The sequence below is a fragment of the Rothia sp. HMSC066G02 genome, assembly GCF_001813145.1.
Taxonomy (GTDB): domain Bacteria; phylum Actinomycetota; class Actinomycetes; order Actinomycetales; family Micrococcaceae; genus Rothia.
Window position 1 is genome coordinate 164,092 of the sequence record NZ_KV811586.1, and the last position, 17,449, is coordinate 181,540.

15 protein-coding genes, 1 pseudogene and 2 riboswitches are annotated in these 17,449 nt (G+C 60.2%); of the genes and pseudogenes, 6 read left to right on the forward strand and 10 right to left on the reverse strand.

Going from position 1 to position 17,449, the window contains the following annotated elements; genetic code table 11:
- Positions 1-103 precede the first annotated feature (103 nt).
- Positions 104-634 carry an alkylhydroperoxidase, AhpD family gene (locus HMPREF2894_RS03370; protein ID WP_070677803.1) on the reverse strand — a complete coding sequence of 177 codons (531 nt, stop codon included), beginning with the start codon at positions 632-634 and terminating at the stop codon, positions 104-106.
- A 3-nt stretch (positions 635-637) separates the two neighbouring features.
- Positions 638-1,219 (reverse strand): peroxiredoxin, encoded by a 582-nt coding sequence (locus HMPREF2894_RS03375; RefSeq protein WP_070677805.1) that lies wholly within the window; start codon positions 1,217-1,219, stop codon positions 638-640.
- A 226-nt stretch (positions 1,220-1,445) separates the two neighbouring features.
- On the opposite strand from HMPREF2894_RS03375, the gene HMPREF2894_RS03380 reads away from it, so the two are divergent.
- A complete protein-coding gene (locus tag HMPREF2894_RS03380) occupies positions 1,446-2,078 on the forward strand; it encodes a GNAT family N-acetyltransferase (RefSeq protein ID WP_005507261.1) in 633 nt (210 codons plus the stop codon).
- Positions 2,079-2,114: 36 nt separating this feature from the next.
- Here HMPREF2894_RS03380 and HMPREF2894_RS03385 read toward each other — a convergent pair whose 3' ends face one another.
- Positions 2,115-2,432 carry an acylphosphatase gene (locus HMPREF2894_RS03385; RefSeq protein WP_049334014.1) on the reverse strand — a complete coding sequence of 106 codons (318 nt, stop codon included), beginning with the start codon at positions 2,430-2,432 and terminating at the stop codon, positions 2,115-2,117.
- A 264-nt stretch (positions 2,433-2,696) separates the two neighbouring features.
- Between HMPREF2894_RS03385 and HMPREF2894_RS03390 the strand changes: the two genes are divergently transcribed.
- Positions 2,697-4,280, forward strand: coding sequence for a DHA2 family efflux MFS transporter permease subunit (locus tag HMPREF2894_RS03390; protein ID WP_070677807.1), 1,584 nt, complete (start codon positions 2,697-2,699; stop codon positions 4,278-4,280).
- 155 nt (positions 4,281-4,435) lie between these two features.
- Positions 4,436-4,573: pseudogene (locus tag HMPREF2894_RS03395) on the forward strand (C4-dicarboxylate ABC transporter substrate-binding protein); the annotation flags it as partial.
- Between the two features lie 176 nt (positions 4,574-4,749).
- On the opposite strand, the gene HMPREF2894_RS03400 reads toward HMPREF2894_RS03395, so the two are convergent.
- Entirely contained in the window at positions 4,750-5,358 is a 609-nt protein-coding gene (locus tag HMPREF2894_RS03400; protein WP_049350464.1) for a DUF1269 domain-containing protein, read from the reverse strand.
- Positions 5,359-5,527: 169 nt separating this feature from the next.
- Complete coding sequence (locus HMPREF2894_RS03405; protein WP_049357857.1) at positions 5,528-6,379, reverse strand: hypothetical protein; 852 nt, start codon at positions 6,377-6,379, stop codon at positions 5,528-5,530.
- A 233-nt stretch (positions 6,380-6,612) separates the two neighbouring features.
- Here HMPREF2894_RS03405 and HMPREF2894_RS03410 point away from each other — a divergent pair, with 233 nt between their 5' ends.
- Entirely contained in the window at positions 6,613-7,701 is a 1,089-nt protein-coding gene (locus HMPREF2894_RS03410) for a C4-dicarboxylate ABC transporter substrate-binding protein (protein ID WP_070677809.1), read from the forward strand.
- A gap of 164 nt (positions 7,702-7,865) precedes the next feature.
- On the opposite strand, the gene HMPREF2894_RS03415 is transcribed toward HMPREF2894_RS03410, so the two are convergent.
- The 4 genes from HMPREF2894_RS03415 to HMPREF2894_RS03430 all read right to left on the reverse strand — a co-directional run bounded on the left by HMPREF2894_RS03415 (position 7,866) and on the right by HMPREF2894_RS03430 (position 13,207).
- Positions 7,866-9,980 (reverse strand): AMP-binding protein, encoded by a 2,115-nt coding sequence (locus HMPREF2894_RS03415; RefSeq protein WP_070677811.1) that lies wholly within the window; start codon positions 9,978-9,980, stop codon positions 7,866-7,868.
- A 419-nt stretch (positions 9,981-10,399) separates the two neighbouring features.
- Entirely contained in the window at positions 10,400-11,242 is an 843-nt protein-coding gene (locus HMPREF2894_RS03420) for an ABC transporter permease (RefSeq protein ID WP_049350468.1), read from the reverse strand.
- Positions 11,242-12,306 carry an aliphatic sulfonate ABC transporter substrate-binding protein gene (locus HMPREF2894_RS03425; protein ID WP_044150835.1) on the reverse strand — a complete coding sequence of 355 codons (1,065 nt, stop codon included), beginning with the start codon at positions 12,304-12,306 and terminating at the stop codon, positions 11,242-11,244. Before HMPREF2894_RS03425 ends, HMPREF2894_RS03420 begins: the two co-directional genes overlap by 1 nt.
- 64 nt (positions 12,307-12,370) lie before the next feature.
- Positions 12,371-13,207 carry an ABC transporter ATP-binding protein gene (locus tag HMPREF2894_RS03430; protein WP_049327389.1) on the reverse strand — a complete coding sequence of 279 codons (837 nt, stop codon included), beginning with the start codon at positions 13,205-13,207 and terminating at the stop codon, positions 12,371-12,373.
- Between the two features lie 4 nt (positions 13,208-13,211).
- Positions 13,212-13,308, reverse strand: a riboswitch (SAM riboswitch).
- Positions 13,309-13,483: 175 nt separating this feature from the next.
- Positions 13,484-13,592, forward strand: a riboswitch (SAM riboswitch).
- 114 nt (positions 13,593-13,706) lie between these two features.
- Here HMPREF2894_RS03430 and HMPREF2894_RS03435 point away from each other — a divergent pair.
- Positions 13,707-15,134 (forward strand): LLM class flavin-dependent oxidoreductase, encoded by a 1,428-nt coding sequence (locus HMPREF2894_RS03435; RefSeq protein ID WP_070677813.1) that lies wholly within the window; start codon positions 13,707-13,709, stop codon positions 15,132-15,134.
- Between the two features lie 169 nt (positions 15,135-15,303).
- The gene (locus HMPREF2894_RS03440; protein WP_070677815.1) at positions 15,304-15,747 is read left to right on the forward strand and encodes a YchJ family protein; all 444 of its coding nucleotides are present in this window, start codon (positions 15,304-15,306) and stop codon (positions 15,745-15,747) included.
- 137 nt (positions 15,748-15,884) lie between these two features.
- Here the strand turns inward: HMPREF2894_RS03440 and HMPREF2894_RS03445 are convergent, their stop codons facing one another.
- Positions 15,885-17,333 (reverse strand): NCS2 family permease, encoded by a 1,449-nt coding sequence (locus tag HMPREF2894_RS03445; RefSeq protein WP_070677816.1) that lies wholly within the window; start codon positions 17,331-17,333, stop codon positions 15,885-15,887.
- Positions 17,334-17,449 lie beyond the last annotated feature (116 nt).

Below are 17,449 nucleotides of genomic sequence, written 5' to 3' on the forward strand. Positions count from 1 at the left end.
CGCCCAACACGTTGCGGGGCTTGACGCGCACATAAAAGCGGCGCATCCGACCCGTGAAGGGAAGGATGCGCCGCTTCTGTGTGTGCTCTAACGCTTAGCGGGTTTAGCCCAGTGCCTCAGCCAGCTGAATGCCCTGTGCCACGCCACCGAGGGTTGCAGCAATACGGATCAGGTCGTTGACCTGCTCCTTGGTTGCGCCCTCTTCACGCACGGTGTGCTCGTGAGCCTCAACGCAGTGGGAGCAGCCGTTGACTGCGGACACTGCCAGTGCGAACATCTCGAAGTCCATCTTCTCAATGCCGCCGTTCTTACCGATAATCTGCATGCGCAGGTTTGCACGCTGGTCATCGTATGCACCGTGCAGGAAGCCACGGGTGCGGTAGAAGATGTTGTTCATGCCCATGATGGTCGCAGCACCCAGAGCAGCCTCGTAAGCGGTGTCGCTCAGGTGCTCCTTAGCCTCTGCAGCAATCTCAACAACAACAGAGTCAACCTTGGTTGCTGCTGCGGTTGCGAGGATTGCGCCCCAGAGCTGCTGCTCGGACAGGGAGGTGATGCGGGGCAGGGAGGACAGGTTGAGGTTCATGTCCTTCGCGTAGGAAGGCAGAGCCGAACGCAGGTTATCGATGCTCATGGATTACTTCATCTCCTTGAATGCGTCGATGGTCTCTGCACCCTTCTTCCAGTTGCATGCGCACAGCTCGTCGGACTGCAGTGCGTCCAGCTGGCGGAGTACCTCGTCGGTGTTACGGCCGACGGAGTCAGCGGTAATGGAGACCGACTGGATGGTGTTGTGGGGGTCGATGATGAAGGTTGCGCGGTCTGCAACGCCGTCCTTGTTCAGGATGCCCAGTGCGCTAACCAGCTCACGCTTGAGGTCGGATGCCATGACGATGGGCAGGTCCAGGAGCTCTTCGTGGGAGCGGCGCCATGCGTAGTGGGTGTACTCGTTGTCAACGGAAACACCGATCACCTGGGTGTCGCGTGCCTCGAACTCGTCAGCGAGCTTGCCGAATGCTGCAATCTCGGTGGGGCAAACGAAGGTGAAGTCCTTCGGCCAGAAGAAGACGACGCGCCAGGTGCCTTCGTCCAGACCCTCGGAGGAGACGGTGGTGAAGTAGTCTTCGGGCTTGGTTGCTTCGATGTCAGCCAGCTTACCGGGGACAACGCCGGTGAGCTCGTATGCGGGGAACTGGTCGCCGATGGTCAGAACTGCCATGGTGTTCTTCTTTCTATTTCGTGCCGCGCTGATTCGTTGCGCGGCGCTTGTTCTAAGTGGTGCCCAATGGGCGGGCTCGATGACTATTTTATTATGAATAATTCATAATAATCAAGTGATGACGGGTGAAAATGCGAGTATTAAGTCGTGATTTGCGTCACTGAATATTCTGGGATGTTCACAAAAGCTTTTCCGACGCACAAACCCGAGGGTTTAAGCTCGAACCATGACCCCCGAACACAGCGACTTTTCTGAGCACAGCGAACACGTAGAGCCCAACCAGCCCGAACTCATTACCGAGCGCCTCACCCTCCGCCACCTGTGCGAGGCGGACATCCCCGACATCGTGGAATCCTGCCGCGACGAAGAAACCCTCCGCTACACCCGCCTCCCGTTGAACTACACGCGCGCCGACGCCGAAGACTACCTGCTCACCACCGCCCGCCAGATTGCCGCCGGGCAGATTCAACGCTGGGCGATTGACGCCTCCGGCGTGTTTGCCGGGACCATTGAACTGCGCCTGCCCGAGGGCACCCCCGAAAGCCCCGGAACCCGCGCCGAACTGGGCTATTATGCCGCCCCGAAAGTGCGCGGCAAGGGCTACATGACCGAGGCGCTGCGTGCCGTCCTCGGCTACGCTTTCGACCCGCTTGGCTTGGGTCTTGAGAGTGTGCGCTGGACCGCCCTGGCGGGTAACGAGCCCTCGGAACGGGTGGCGGTTAAGGCGGGTTTCACCGGCATCTACGACGATATTGACCCGAGCTCCGGCCGCCCCGACGAGAACGGCCACCCGGTGCAGCATCGGGTGCGCCGCGCCGATATGACCCGCGCCCAGTTCGCGGCGCTCTGGTCTGACTAGCTCTGGGCTAGCTAAACCGCGCTACTTTAGTCCGCGCTACCTGATGCCGAAGCCGCGAAACGAGCCGCTCGGCTCCTCCCACTCGACGAGCACCTCATCCACGCGGCCCGCGGTGTCGCCGCCGCGCAGAATATCTACCAGGCGAGCGCAGGAGACGGCGGTACCTTCCGCAACGACTTTCACGCGCCCGTCGTCGAGGTTTTCGGCGTAGCCGGTCAGCCCCATAGGCTTGGCGGTTCCGGCGCACCACCAGCGGAAGCCCACGCCCTGCACTTTGCCGCTGACGAAAGCGACGAGGCGGATTTCGGCGGGTTCTGCCGGGGTGCGGTCGGTGAAGAAATCAAAGAAACCCATGGGTCCTCCCGTGGTCGTCTCGTTGAGGGTGGTTTGATGGGGGTGAGCGCCGGTGGTGGCGCTCTGATAGCTTCTATAGCTTTAGTCTAGAGGGTTCGGCGTTCCTGTCGCCTGGTTGCCGCGCGCACACGCCGTGAAGAGCTGAATAAGGGTAGAGCAACCGAAGCCGCGGCCTGAAAAGGAGTAACATTAGGGGCATTCACTTAGCGGCAATACTGAACACACAGACATCTACCCGCATACAACCCATCCCCTGGAGGATCATTGAGTTCACGCCCTAAAAAAGCGCCTCTCGTCGGTAACCCGGCGAAGGCACCGTACAAGCCCTGGCCTGCTCTCTGGTCCCTGGTTGTTGGCTTCTTCATGATTCTGGTGGACGGCAATATTGTCACCATCGCCCTGCCGCACATGCTGCAGGATTTGGATGCGTCGCTGTCGGCGGGCATGTGGGTGACGAGCGCCTACCTGCTGGCGTATGCGGTGCCGCTGCTCATTACCGGCCGTATGGGTGACCGCTTCGGTCAGAAGAACCTGTACATGATCGGTATGGCTATTTTTACGCTCGCCTCCCTGTGGTGTGGTCTGTCGCCGAATGTTGAGTCGCTGATTACCGCCCGCGTGGTGCAGGGTTTGGGCGCGTCGCTGATGACCCCGCAGACCATGTCTCTGATTACGCTGATGTTCCCGCCGAATGCGCGCGGTGTTGCCATGAGCATTTGGGGTGCGACTGCGGGTGTCGCCTCGCTGGTCGGCCCGATTCTGGGCGGCGTGCTGGTGGATACTCTCGGCTGGGGCTGGATTTTCTTCATCAACATTCCGGTTGGCCTGGTCGGCCTGTTCTTGGCGTGGCGTAATGTGCCGGTGTTCGAGCAGAAGAAGCACAGCTTCGACTGGTTGGGTGTGGTGCTTTCGGCGGTCGGTCTGTTCCTGCTGGTTTTCGGTATTCAGGAAGGTGCCACCTACGACTGGGGCATCATGACCGATTCGTTCCTGGGTACCGGTATTGCGGTGAGCGTGTGGGGCCTGATTATTGCCGGCATTCTGGTGCTGGGCCTGTTTATTGGTTGGCAGGCGGTGAACCGCAAGGAGCCGCTGGTGCCGTTGAGCCTGTTCAGCGACCGTAACTTCTCGGTGTCGAATGTGGCCATCGCGGCAATGGGTGTGGTCGCTATCAGCATGGCATTCCCGCTGACCCTGTACCTGCAGCAGGTGGAGGGCCTGGACCCGACCCAGGCTGCGCTGATGACCGCCCCGATGGCGTTGTTCTCGGGCGCGTTGGCGCCGGTGGTGGGTGCGCGTCTGAACCGTAACGACCCGAAGTGGATTGCCGTGATTGGCTTTACGTTGCTGGTTATTGGTTTTGCTCTGCTCCGCCCGACGATGGTTGCGGACGGCAACCTGTGGCTGATGGTTGGTCCGATGATTATTCTGGGTGCGGCGAACGCCTGCATTTGGGGTCCGCTGTCGGTGTCTGCGACCCGTAACCTGCCGCCGCAGCGTGCCGGTGCGGGTTCGGGCGTGTACAACGAGACCCGCCAGATGGCGTCGGTGCTGGGTTCGGCTGCGATTACGACGATTATGGCTTCTGCGATTACCTCGCACCTGTCCGCGTTGGGTCCGGCTGCCGCAGCGGGCGGTAGCTCTCACGGCAGCGCTGCTGGAGGCGTGCTTCCGCAGGTCCTGCGTGAACCCTACGCGGCGGCAATGGCTGATTCCATGATGCTGCCCCTGGTTGCCGCGGCGGTGGGCGCGGTCGTGTGCCTGTTCTACGCCTCCAAGAAGACCTCCGAGGCAAAAGCCGCCGCACAGAACGCTGAGGCAGAGCCTGAGTCAGAAAACACTAAATAGAAGGCTTATCAGAGCGCTTTTACGGCATAAGCGGTGCATAACCTGAGATGCGGTGCAAATACCGGGACAAACTAGATGCACTCTGTGTATGATGAAGCGGGTTATTGTTGCCCTGAGGTGTTGAAACCTCGTGAGAGCGCAATAACCCGCTGTAGAAGGACATCTTCGTGGAGATGGATTACATGCCCGGCCTGCTCGCCAGCGAAGAAGAGCTGGACCGCATCACCGAATCCTTCGCCCAGCTTCCCCTCCGCAACCCCAACGGCACCACCGGCATCAACATCCACCTGGAGAAAGAGAGATGGCTAAAATCCCCACCTTGAGTTTGGTATTTTTGCCATTGTCTTCCTTGATTTGTTCAAGATCTTGAGCCAAAATCCTCACTTCCTCTTTCTAAAATCTAGTTTTTAAAAAAAATAGGCTATCTACCAGAAGTAGATAGCCTATTTTTTATGAGATGCTTGGGTGCTTACGCTTCCAATTTGTCAAACTTTGCTTTGACATTCGCCTTGAATTCTTCACGCTTAGCCTTGCGTTCGGCTTTACGTTCAGCCTTCATCTGTGCACGCGCCTGGTTGTAGAGGTCTTCTTGGACTTGCAGAGCTGCTTCGATTTCGGCTACGACGGTTGCTACATCCCAACGCATGATTTGGGTGTCGTACTTGGTGAAGTAAGCATCGATGACTGCTTCGTTGTCTTCTTGCACCAAGGCAACAACGGCTGTTTCACCGTTAGTCAATTTCTGAGAAACAACGTCAATCAGGCCAGCTTCTGCCGTATCAACGGTAGCACCAGCAGCCAAACCATAGAGGCTACCCATACCATAACCAAACAAGACGCCGATAGGACCACCCAAAAGCCCGATAACTGCACCGAGCAAGCCACCTTTTAGGGTTGCATCCGTCGTTGAATCTTCAAAATCATAGCGTTCTTTTTCAACGATATGACCGTTTTCATTTTTGACCAGGGCGATTTGAGCAACCTTGGTCGTCTGAGTTTGGCGGAAAGCCTTCAAATCCGCAAAGGACTGATAAGCTTCGCTTTCGGTGTTAAAGACTGAAATTACTAGGTTTTCCATAGTTGGTACCTCGTTCCTAAAGACTATATATACATTGTAATACAGTTCTCTTTTTTGGGAACTACTTTTTGCGACAATTTACCTCGGCGGCAGCCGGTAGGCTGAGTCCTAAAGCAGAGGGGCCCGGCATCCAGTATGGATGCCGGGCCCCTCTCTGCTTGCTGTGGCGTTAGCGGCTGATGGTTGCCGAAGCGCGCAAACCAGCCAGGTCCTGGAAGGTGTACTCGCCGCCCTCGGTCAGCTGCATTGCGACGCTACCGCTGGTGATCTGAGCGGTGGTGGTCAGGGTGTAGCTGGAGGTCACCTCGGTGAAGTACACCGGAACCAGCGAAGCCAGAACCTGCGCGTAGCTCACGCCGTCCTTCGCGGTGGCTTCCAGGTAGTCGGAGGTGCGGATGTCCAGTACGCCGGTCCAGACGTTGTCCTCGATGACCGGCTCGTAGAACTTCGCAGTGTATGCGATGCCGTTGAACGCCGCCACGGCGGGGTTGTTGGTCTTTGCGCCGCCCGCACTCTTGGCGAGTGCCGGGATCTCAACGTCGTTATCGACATCCCACAGCAGCGGGTCGGTGACGTCCTCGGCGGTGGGGAAAGTGAACTCGAAGGTCACCTGCAGGTGCGCCTGAGGGTACAGCCAGGTGCTGCCCTGGAACTCGCCCTTGGAGTTGATGGGTGCAGAAATCCACAGGCCCGCACCACCGTACAGGCCTGCACCGACGCTACCGCCGGGGGTGAAAGTGCCGCCGCCGCGGCTCTGCGGGGTGGTGGAGGTTGCGGTGATGTTGGGTACCTGCACGGTGTAGGAATCCAGGCCGTAGCGGGTATCAAAGTCGTTGGCGGGGTTCGAGTTGAACGCCTGAGTGAAGACACCGAACCTCATGGTCGGAGTCTCCTGCGCATCGGTGGACGCCGCGTAGGCGGGTACCGCCGCTGCGGTTGCGATGACGGGGGTGCTCCATGCGGCACCCTTGATGAGTGCGCGGCGGTTCAGACCGTTAGTGGTGTTCGAGGAAGAAGTCATGGGATCTCTCTTGTTGTGAAAAATGTGGTGATGCATGTGATTTGAATTACTGATACTCTAATGTAATTCAGCTCATCTTCAAAATTATCTCAACTTTTACTTCAATGTATGTACATTGCGGCACCCAGCTCACCTAACGGGTGAAATGGGAGCATCATGGAAACCGTGGAGAACGCCCTCCCGGAAAATTCCACAGAAACACCACCGGTCACCACACACTTAAGGAACACAACATGGCATTTATGAAGAGTGCACGCGTCACGCTTGCCTCCCTCGCAGTGCTCTGCCTGGGCACTATCGCAGCCCCCGCAGCAAACGCCTACAGCCCCGACATCGACGGCGACGGCATCCCCAACACCTGGGAGATGAAGGGCTACGACGCTGACGGCGACGGCAAAATCGACGTCGACTTCCCCGCAATGGGTGCAGACCCCAAGCACAAGGACATCTTCGTAGAGATGGACTACATGGCAGGCCTGCTGCCCAGCGAAGACGAACTGGACCGCATCACCAAGATTTACGCCGACCTGCCCCTGCGCAACCCCGACGGCACCCACGGCGTGAACATCCACCTGGACGCCGGTAGCGCCCGCAGCGCCAAGTACAACCTGGGCGGCGGCAACGAAATCAGCTACCAGGCACTCGACAGCGAATTCAAGGCGCTCCACCGCATCAAGGCGACCGAAGGTAAGTTCAACCCCGCCCGCGAAGGCACCTTCCACTACGTCATCTGGGGCGATTACTACGACAACAGCACCTCCTCCGGCATTGCTAACTTCGGCGGCCGCAACCTCATGGTCACCGTCGGCCCGCACTTCTGGGGCAAGGCAACCAGCGACATCCGCGTGGCAGTGTTCGTGCACGAGCTCGGCCACAACCTCGCCCTGAGCCACGGCGGCTGGGACGAAATCAACTACAAGCCCAACTACTACAGCGTCATGAACTACCAGTACACCCTCACCGGCGTGCCTATGGCTGACGGTAGCCGCTACTTCGGCTACTCCACCGCCGAGTACCGCATGCTCAACGAGGCGAAGCTGTACGAGGCGCGCGGCTTCGGTCCTCGCGCGGCTGGCTTCCTGTACAAGGGCAAGCCCGCCAACCAGCCGATTGACTTCAACGGCAACGGCAAGATTGATACCGAGCCGGTGTCCGTGGACCTCAACGGTGACGGCATGATCACGAACCTGGGCGCCGCAAACGATATGAAGATGATCCGCTTCCAGGCGACCGAAAACCCGGAGAAGGACAAGGGCCCCGAGCACATTGAGCCGAGCGGCATTACCGCTGAACACGCTCGTTCGCTGGGCCTGATTAAGTAGGCTGACTGGTCGGAATCTGACCGGTCTGCACACCGCCGATAAAGAGCCTTGTCAGCTCGGTAAAATAGCAAGGTGCGGATACCGAATCATCATTCGGTATCCGCACCTTTACTCTATGCAGCTTTTCGGCTCAGCGTTCAGACCAGCAGTGGAGCCTAGACATCCTAGCTCACGCGGCCGGTATCCACCAGCACCTGCGCAATGTGGCCCAGCGCCTCCTCGTTCTGCAGCGAAGAAACATCGCCCAAAGAACGGCCCTGGTACAGCTCACCAAGCAGACGGCGAGTAATCTTACCCGAACGAGTCTTCGGGATATCAGCAACTGCCACAACATCCTTCGGCTTAGCAATCGGGCCAATGTGCTCACGCACGTGCGCGGTCAGCGCTGCCTTCAACTCATCCTCAGTCAGGTCCTTACCCTCATCGGTGAGCGTCACGTAGGCAACCGCCTGGTGACCGGTCAGCTCATCCTCCACGGGGCAGACGCCAGCCTCAACCACAGCCGGGTGAGTCACCAGTGCCGACTCAATCTCAATGGTGGACAGGCGGTGACCCGAAATGTTAATCACGTCATCAATACGGCCGAGGATGTACACGTTACCCTCTTCGTCTTCCTTCGCGCCGTCGCCAGCGAGGAACCAGCCGCGCTCGCCGTAGTGACGCCAATAGGAATCCAGGAAACGCTGCGGGTTCTGCCACACGGTACGAGCCATCGAGGGGCCAATCTTATCGACCACGATGAAGCCCTGCTTGCCGGGTTCGACCGGGTCGCCGTGCTCATCCACCACGCGGGTGGATACGCCGGGAACGGCGCGGGTAGCGCAACCGGGCAGGGGAGTGCAGTGCGGGGTGCCCTCCGGGTAGGTGCCCTCGGGCGCGAATGCGGGGTCGTGCGGGCGCGGGGAGCACACGGTCGAACCGGTTTCAGACTGCCACCAGGTGTCGATGAACGCCGCGGTGCCGCCGCCCACGTGCTGACGCAGCCAGCGCCACGCCTCCGGGTTAATGGATTCACCCACCGAACCGAGCAGACGCACGGTCGAGAAGTCGTACTTGCCGGGCTCCGGGCCGTTCGGGAACGCACCCATGAGGGAGCGAATCAGGGTCGGCGCGGTGTAGTAGTTGGTCACGCCGTAGCGTTCGATGACCTCGAAGTGGCGACCGTAGTGCGGGGTGTTCGGGGTGCCCTCGTAAATCACCTCGGAGACACCGTTGACCAGCGGGCCGTAAATTTCGTAGGTGTGCGCGGTGACCCAGGCGAGGTCGGCGGTGCACCAGTGAACGGTGGACTCCACCTTCTCGGGGTCGTTGACGGCCGACAGCTCGTCGGGGCGCAGCACGCCGTTCTCGTCCACGTAATCCGGCAGCAGATCGTACAGCAGCGCGTGGGTGTACGCGGTCTGCACCAGGTATCCAGCCATGGTGTGCACCAGGCCCTTGGGCTTACCGGTGGTGCCGGAGGTGTAAATAATGAACAGCGGATCTTCGGCGTCGTGCAGTTCGTAGGCGTGGGTGTCCGGCTGGTCGTCCACCAGGTCGTGGTACCAGACGTCGCGGCCCTCAGTCCACGGCACAGCGGCGTGCGCTACCGGGTCGGAGGCGCTGGTGCGGTCCACCACGATAACGTGCTCAATATTGTTCTCACCGGAGCATGCTTCGTCGGCGTTCACCTTCACGGGAACGACCTTGCCGCGGCGGTTCTGACCGTCGGTGGTGATGAGGACCTTCGCGCCGGTGTCTTCCACACGGAACTTCAGCGCCTCAGCGGAGAAGCCACCGAAGACGAGGGAGTGGATCGCGCCAATACGCGCGCAGGCCAGGGTGAAAATAATGGTTTCGGGAATGACGGGCAGGTAGATGACTACGCGGTCACCCTTGCGCACGCCCAGGGACAGCAGGCCGTTCGCTGCCTTCGCGATGCGGCGCTGCAGCTCGGCGTAGGTGATGGCTTCGCGGTCGCCGGGTTCACCTTCAAAGTAGAGGGCGACCTTGTCTCCGCGGCCCGCCTCCACGTGGCGGTCCACGCAGTTGTAGGCGACGTTGAGCTTACCGCCCTCGAACCACTTAATTTCGGGGATGCTGAACTGTTCGATGCCGTCCTCGTCGAAGCCGAGGGACTTCGGCTTCTCGAAGCGGTGCGCGGTGTGCCAGGGCTCAGCCCAGGTGAGTCGCTGCGCCTGCTTCTCCCAGAACGCGACGCGTGCCTCGTCAGATTCGAGGGCGGGGTTCGGGGTGGGGTTCAGCGGGTCGGTGAACGAGTAGGGGGTGGGCAGTCCCATTATTCTCCCATCGGTTGCTGGCATTAGCACCCTTGCTTGCCGTGCCGCTGTCTGTGTGACCGTGGGGTCTGTGTGTGCGTTGGCGAGGGGGTTGCTGCGACGTCACGGAGCCAGGTCTCTCGGTCGCTCTGGATGGTTTGCCTTCTTAGTAAAGCGCGCCGGAGGGGGTGGACGCAAAGGGGACCGTCATATTCGGCATGCTGTGTATCGGTTCGTAATATTCCGAAATATTTAAAGACCCCGCCCCGCGCTCACTGCTGTGGGGCGCGGGGCGGGATTCATCATCATCATTCAGTAGGCGACAGGTTTCCCCGCCGACTTCTTTCTCCGGCGCGTAGCGATGATTAGCTCACCTTCGGGGAGCAGCCACGCGGCGGACATCTCTCCTAAAACTCAGCGTGAACGCCGAGCCTTCTCTATTAGTTGCTGGGGTACTTTGCCTTCACCCAGCGCTCGAAAACACCCACCAGGGCGTCGGTAATCTTACCGAGCACCGCCAGCGCCACGATGGCGAGCAGCAGGCGGTCGGTGCGGCCGTTGTTCTGCGAGTCGGTCAGCAGGTAACCCAGGCCCATGGATGCACCCAGCAGCTCGGCGGCGACCAGGAACAGCCACGCCTGAGCCAGCGCCAGACGCAGACCCGAAACGACCGACGGCAGAACCGCGGGAAGCTGAACCGTGGTGAACAGGCGCAGACCCTTCAGACCGAAGGCGCGTGCCGCCTCCACAAGCTTGGGGTCAACGTGCGCCAGAGCCGCAGAAACCGTGGTGTACACCGGGAAGAATGCACCAATAGCAACCAGGGTCACCTTGGAATTCTCGCCGATACCGATCCACAGCAGAAGCAGCGGAACCCACGCCAGGGACGGCACGGCACGCAACGCACCAATGGTCGGTGCGGCAATCAGACGCACCGGCGCAGACAGTCCAATCAGCGCACCCAGCACCAGGCCGAGCACGGCACCAATACCGAAACCAATCAGCACACGCTGAGTAGAAATCGCCACGTGACGGCCCAACTCGCCGCGCTGCGCCAGCTCAACACCGGCGCTGACCACACGGTCGGGGGAGGGCAGCTGAACCTGGGTGAACACGCCGTTCGTGCTCAGAATGTACCAGAGGGCAATCAGCGCCAGGGGAAGAATCAGGCCCAGGTACTGCTTACCGGCGAACGGGTTCGACGGCAGCTTCACGGAAGAGACACGCTTCTCGGCACGCTCAGCGCGAGCGCTGGAGGCGGCGGTAATCGTTGCGGCGGTCATTACTTCTCAACCACCTTTGCGATCTTCTCGACGGCTGCGCTGTCAGCCTTCTTTGCGAACTGGTCGTCCACAATGCTGTTCAGTGCCTTGTCCACGTCGGACTGGGAGGGAACGTCGCCGGACTCAACCAGAATCGGGCCGACACCCTTGAGAACCTCAACCTGCTTAGCGCCCGGAACCGGGTCGATATCCAGGTGGGTGCGCTCCATAACGACCTGGGCGGTCTCGTGCTTAATGCCGGACTCCTCCTCGACAATCTTCACAGCCTCTTCGGGGTTCTTCTTAGCCCAGGCGCGAGCGTACTCGTACACGTCCACGATGGTCTGTGCGGCGGTCGGGTTGGACTGAATGAACTTCTCGGTGGCGTTCAGGAAGCCGTAGGTGTTGAAGTTCAGGTTGCGGTAGAAGAGCACGTCGCCGCTTTCCACCTCGGCGGCAGCCATGATCGGGTCCAGGCCGCTCCACGCGTTGACCTGACCGTTATCCAGGGCGGTGCGGCCGTCGGCGTGCTGCAGGTTCTGAATGGTCAGGTCCGAAGCGGAAATACCCTCCTGCTTGAGTGCCTGCAGCAGCAGGAAGTACGGGTCGGTACCCTTGGTCACGGCAACGGTCTTACCCTTCAGGTCCGCAACCTTGGTGATGCCCGAATCCTTGCGGGTCACCAGTGCCGACCATTCCGGCTGCGAGTAGAGGCTAATGACCTTGATGGGGGAGCCATTAGCGCGTGCCAGCAGCGCCGCCGAACCGGCGGTCGAGCCAACATCAATATTGCCGCTACGCAGCGCCTCATTCGCCTTGTTCGAACCGGCCGACTTGACCCACTCAACCTTCTTACCCTCGGCGGCGAGGGCGGTCTCAAGCCAACCCTTCTTGCGGATAATCAGGGACAGCGGGTTGTAGGTCGCGTAGTCAATGGTCACGGTGTTCTGATTGCCACCACCGGCAGCACCGGAGGCGTTAGCGGAACCGGAACCTTCACCGGCGCAGGCGCTGAGCAGAGTAGCAAAAGCGGCGGCTGCGGCAAGGGACTTGAGGGCGGTACGGCGAGACGGGGAGTAAGTCATGATGAAATCTTTTCGCTTCTGAAGATGATGATGTGATGTGTAAGAAATGTGTTTCGTGGCGGCTTTAGGCGTTATCTTCCACGCCGAGCTCAGCCAGCAGTTCGCTGCGCAGCGCCGTGATCTCTGCATCGGCGCGGTCACGCGGGTGAGAGCGGTCAACGGTCACAATGCGCTGGATGGTGGCGGGCGCCTCCGGGGTGTCCTTACCGAGGACAATCACCCGGTCAGAGAGGTACAGCGCCTCTTCCACATCGTGGGTGACCAGCAGAATCGTGGTCGGGTCTTGACGGTGCACGTCCAACAGCAAATCCTGCATGTTGATGCGGGTCAGCGCGTCCAGAGCACCGAAGGGCTCGTCGAGCAGTAGCACGCCGGGGTTGCGTGCGAGCGCTCGCGCCAGGGACACGCGCTGAGCCATACCGCCTGAAATTTCCTTGGGACGGTGGGTTGCGTATTCGCCCAGTCCGACCAGGTCGAGCAGGCGCGCTACGGATGCTGCGCCTTCAGATTTTTTGGTGCCCTGCGGCAGCCCGAGCGCCACGTTGTCGGCGACGGTGCGCCAGGGGAGCAGGCGCGGTTCCTGAAAGCCGATAGCTACGCGGGGGTCGAGGCCGGTCACTGCCTTCTCGCCGATACGCACGGTACCTGCGGTGATGCGGTTCAGTCCTGCTGCTGCACGCAGGAGGGTGGATTTGCCGCATCCGGAGGAGCCGATGACGGAGATAATCTCGCCGGGGGCTGCGGTGAAGGAGACTCCGCGAAGAACTTCGTGGGTTCCGCCGGGCACGGGGAAAGATTGTCCGACGTCTTCAAAGCTCAAGGGGACGGCGGCGGTGGATACGGCACGGCGGCCGTTCTTTTCACTGGTGGGTACGTCAGTTACTGCACTGTTGAGTGTCATGTCACTTCCATCGTTCCTGGCGTTAGCACCGGGGGCGGAAGAATCCGTGCCGGTTGCTGCGACGTCGTGGAGCCAGGTCTCTCAGTCGCTCTGGATGGTTTGCTTCTCCCACCCTATGGGCTGTGGTGTGCCTCAATCAACCCGGCGGGCGCGTATGAATTTCTATGACCGTATATTTCGCATTTATCACGAAATATTTCGGTTCCACGTCACAAAAAGATTTTTTCGTCACAAACGTGACCTCCCTCCCGCGTGCCCCGTACACTCAAACCACGAGATCATGAGTCCCGGCGCTAAGCTCTGGCTAGCCGGGCGGCAACCCTCTCCCGTAGCGGGGTGCCCCAGATGATGATCTGGCCTCAATGAAAAGAGGCAAGTACGGCGCGAACGCGCCACCTGCACGAAGGCCACCACCGAACGCAGAAGGCAAAAAGGAGGCGGCGCGCGGGGTGCAGGGCACTAACCCGATCCTCCCCGATCATTCGCGAAAGGAAAATCGATGGCTGAGCAGAAGAAGCGCATCGTAGTTAACGCATTCGAAATGACCTGCATCGGTCACCAGAGCTTCGACCTCTGGCGTCACCCGAGTTCCCGTGCAACCGAGTACAACACCATCAAGTACTGGACTGACCTGGCTAAGACCCTTGAGCGCGGCCTGTTTGACGCCGTGTTCATCGCTGACGTTGTTGGTATCTACGACGTGTACAAGAACTCTGCCGCTCCCGCCATTGAGGGTGCCGCTCAGGTTCCCGTGAACGATCCCGCAACCCAGATTTCTGCAATGGCCGCAGTGACCGAGCACCTCGGCTTCGGCGTGACTGCTGCCGCTACTTTCGAGCAGCCCTACACCCTGGCTCGCCGCTACGCCTCCCTCGACCACCTCACCGAGGGCCGCGTCGGCTTCAACGTTGTGACCTCTTACCTGCCTTCGGCTGCTGAGAACCAGGGCCTGCCCACCCAGATTCCGCACGACGAGCGTTACGAAATCGCCGACGAGTTCCTGGACGTCTGCTACAAGCTGTGGGAAGGCTCCTGGGAAGACGGCGCAGTCATCAAGGACCGCGAGCGCGGCATCTACGCTGACCCCTCCAAGGTCCACCCGATTGGTCACAAGGGCAAGTACTTCTCCGTACCCGGCATCTCCCTGACTGAGCCGAGCCCGCAGCGCACCCCCGTGATTTTCCAGGCTGGCGCATCCAGCCGTGGCCAGCAGTTCTCCGGTAAGCACGCTGAGGCTGTGTTCATCAGCGCCCTGCGTCCCGACCTGACCCGCGTTGTGACCGACCGTATCCGTGCCGCTGCCGAGGAGCAGGGCCGTAGCCGCGACGACGTCAAGATCCTCGCAATGCTCTCCGTCATCGTGGATGAGACCGAAGAGAAGGCAAAGGCAAAGTACGAGGATTACAAGAAGTACATCAACCTCGACTCTGCACAGGCTATCATCGGCGGCTGGTCCGGCGTTGACCTGTCCCAGTTCGACGAGGACGAGGTTCTGAACTACGTGCAGACCGAGTCGATTCAGTCCTTCCTGACCCCCTTCACCCTGCAGGCGAAGGACAAGAAGTGGACCCGCAAGGCCATCGCTGAGCACACCACCCTCGGCGGCATGGGCGAGGTCATCGTTGGTGACCCGGTTCAGGTTGCTGACGAGCTTGAGCGCTGGATCGACGAGGGTGGCCTGGACGGCATCAACCTGGCTTACCACGTCTCCCCGGGTTCGTTCGAGGACTTCATCGAGTACGTTGTTCCCGAGCTGCAGAAGCGCGGCCGCTACCGCACCGAGTACGAAGGCAACACCCTGCGTGAGAACATCTTCGGTAAGGGCCACACCAAGGTTGCTGACTCCCACCCGGCTGCTAAGTACCGCGGCGCATACGTGGGCAAGCCTTCGGCTGCTGACACCCCGGCTCGCGCGATCGCTGAATAAGCGTTGCCGCTGAAGCGTGCCGTGTAGGTTCGCTCAAACTTAACGATTGAAAACAAGAACGCCCGTTCTGCTGGAGGATTTGTATCCCCGGCGGAGCGGGCGTTTCTTTGCGCTGTGCTTTCTTGATGCGATGCCTTCTTGACGTGGCCCGTTCTTTATACTGGGTGGCATGACTGAACTGAACCAGGTTGAACTTAACCACGATGACCGCTGCCCCTGCTCGAGCGGCGAGGTGTACGGCGCCTGCTGCGGCAGGTTCCTGGGCGAGTTTGCCGCCTCCGGCACGTTGACCGCTCCCGCGCCGGAGCAGCTGATGCGCTCGCGTTTTACCGCGTTTGCGACTGGCGATGCGGCGTACCTGCTGGCGAGCTGGCATCCGAGTACTCGCCCGGCGACGCTGGACTTGGAGGATGATATCCGCTGGTATCGCCTAGATATTCTGGGTGCTTCGGGTGGCCCGTTTGATGCGTCCGGTACGGTGGAGTTCGTTGCGTATTACCGTTCGGTGCCGGGCGTTCCTGCGGAGGAGCGGGTGAAGGGCAGCATGCATGAGCTGTCGCGCTTTGAGAAGGTGGGCGGCGCCTGGTTCTATCTGGATGGAGACGTCCGCTAAATCTCGTAACTTTCCCTGCCCCTGTCTCGTGCAGAGTGCGGGCATAGAAGAAATGGCAGAATCATTCCGAAACCGGAACGATTCTGCCATTCTTTGTTGACACCTCTCAATGAGGCTAACTATCGGGACTGTCGGACTTAGCTAGTCCAGCCGTTAATGATGCCCATACCGAAGTAGATTACGAACACCGCGGACACCAGGTACATCAGCCAGTGCACGTCCTTACCGCGGCCCTGCACCAGGCGAATGAAAGTGTACGCCACGAAGCCGGCACCAATACCGTTCGCAATCGAGTACGACAGCGGCATGAAAATAATGGTCAGGAACGCCGGAATACCCAGACCCCAGTCGGTCCAGTCAATATTCACGGCCTGGCGGATCATCAGGAAGCCGACCACGACCAGCGCCGGAGCAACCGCCTCGAAAGGAACGATGGTGACCAGCGGCGAAATGAAAATCGCCAGCAGGAACAGCACACCGGTCACAATGTTCGCAAAGCCGGTGCGTGCACCCGCACCAATACCGGTAGCGGACTCCACGAAAATCTGGTTCGCCGAACCGGACGCTCCACCACCAACAACGGAACCGAAAGCGTCCACGAGCAGGACCTTGTCGATGTCCTCAACCTTGCCGTCCTTCATGGTGCCAGCCTCGGCGGCAAGACCCACCGAAACGCCCATCGCGTCGAAGAACACGGACAGCAGAATGGTGAACACCAGCAGCGAAGCAGCCAGCGGACCGATGTGGGTGAATGCGCCGAACAGGTCAGCGGAACCGATGAGGGAGAAGTTCGGGGTGGTGAACTTCATGTCCGCCAGGGAAGGCACGTTCAGGGACCAACCGGTTGCCGCCTCCTTCACGGAACCGGAGGGGACAACCGCCTCCAGAATCAGGGACAGTGCGGTGGAGGCGAGCACGCCCCACAGGATCGCCCCCTTCACGTTACGGATGAACAGGGCGATGGTGAAGAACAAGCCGAAGAGGAAGACGAGGGTGGGCCAGCCGAGCAGGTGACCGCCCGCGCCGAGGCTCACCGGAACGGTGGTGCCAGCTGCGTCAGGCATGCGGCGGATAATGCCGGAGTCGACCAGACCGATAAAGGAAATGAAGAAGCCGATACCAACCACAATCGCGGTCTTGAGCGACTCGGGGACCGCCTCAAACACCGCGGTACGGAAGCCGGTGAGCACCAGAACGGTCATAATCAGACCGGCAAGAACGACCAGGCCCATGATGTCTGCCCAGGTCAGGTTCGGGGTGGTGGCAATGGTGGAGGCGAGCAGCGCGTTCACGCCCAGGCCAGCCGCCATGGCGAAGGGCTGCTTGGCGATAACACCCATGAGGATGGTCATCACGCCGGCAACCAGTGCGGTCACAGCTGCGACGGGTGCGATACCGAGGGTGCGTTCGGATGCGTCCTTGCCGAGGCCGATGACGAGAGGGTTCAGCACCACGATGTAGCTCATGGCGAAGAATGCGGCGAGGCCACCGCGGAATTCTGCGGCGATGGAGGAGCCGCGTTCGGAAATCTTGAAGTAGCGGTCGAGTGCGCTGGTGGGCGCTGCCGCCTTCTGGGGTTCAGACATGTGAGGATCCGTTGATGTTGTTCGGTGTGTACTGTTGCGCCGCCGGTTTCGCGGGTGAAGCTCGCGGGTAAGTCCCGGGTTGGGCGCCACAATGGTTCAACTATTGTAGGCGCCGC

What these genes read in the sequence shown, in the direction of transcription:
- HMPREF2894_RS03440 (WP_070677815.1), top strand. Translation starts at nt 15,304, where the DNA reads ATGACTGAACTGAACCAGGTTGAACTTAACCACGATGACCGCTGCCCC.
- HMPREF2894_RS03435 (WP_070677813.1), top strand. Translation starts at nt 13,707, where the DNA reads ATGGCTGAGCAGAAGAAGCGCATCGTAGTTAACGCATTCGAAATGACC.
- HMPREF2894_RS03380 (WP_005507261.1), top strand. Translation starts at nt 1,446, where the DNA reads ATGACCCCCGAACACAGCGACTTTTCTGAGCACAGCGAACACGTAGAG.
- HMPREF2894_RS03425 (WP_044150835.1), bottom strand. Translation starts at nt 12,306, where the DNA reads ATGACTTACTCCCCGTCTCGCCGTACCGCCCTCAAGTCCCTTGCCGCA.
- HMPREF2894_RS03400 (WP_049350464.1), bottom strand. Translation starts at nt 5,358, where the DNA reads ATGGAAAACCTAGTAATTTCAGTCTTTAACACCGAAAGCGAAGCTTAT.
- HMPREF2894_RS03410 (WP_070677809.1), top strand. Translation starts at nt 6,613, where the DNA reads ATGGCATTTATGAAGAGTGCACGCGTCACGCTTGCCTCCCTCGCAGTG.
- HMPREF2894_RS03375 (WP_070677805.1), bottom strand. Translation starts at nt 1,219, where the DNA reads ATGGCAGTTCTGACCATCGGCGACCAGTTCCCCGCATACGAGCTCACC.
- HMPREF2894_RS03385 (WP_049334014.1), bottom strand. Translation starts at nt 2,432, where the DNA reads ATGGGTTTCTTTGATTTCTTCACCGACCGCACCCCGGCAGAACCCGCC.
- HMPREF2894_RS03405 (WP_049357857.1), bottom strand. Translation starts at nt 6,379, where the DNA reads ATGACTTCTTCCTCGAACACCACTAACGGTCTGAACCGCCGCGCACTC.
- HMPREF2894_RS03415 (WP_070677811.1), bottom strand. Translation starts at nt 9,980, where the DNA reads ATGGGACTGCCCACCCCCTACTCGTTCACCGACCCGCTGAACCCCACC.
- HMPREF2894_RS03370 (WP_070677803.1), bottom strand. Translation starts at nt 634, where the DNA reads ATGAGCATCGATAACCTGCGTTCGGCTCTGCCTTCCTACGCGAAGGAC.
- HMPREF2894_RS03445 (WP_070677816.1), bottom strand. Translation starts at nt 17,333, where the DNA reads ATGTCTGAACCCCAGAAGGCGGCAGCGCCCACCAGCGCACTCGACCGC.
- HMPREF2894_RS03420 (WP_049350468.1), bottom strand. Translation starts at nt 11,242, where the DNA reads ATGACCGCCGCAACGATTACCGCCGCCTCCAGCGCTCGCGCTGAGCGT.
- HMPREF2894_RS03430 (WP_049327389.1), bottom strand. Translation starts at nt 13,207, where the DNA reads ATGACACTCAACAGTGCAGTAACTGACGTACCCACCAGTGAAAAGAAC.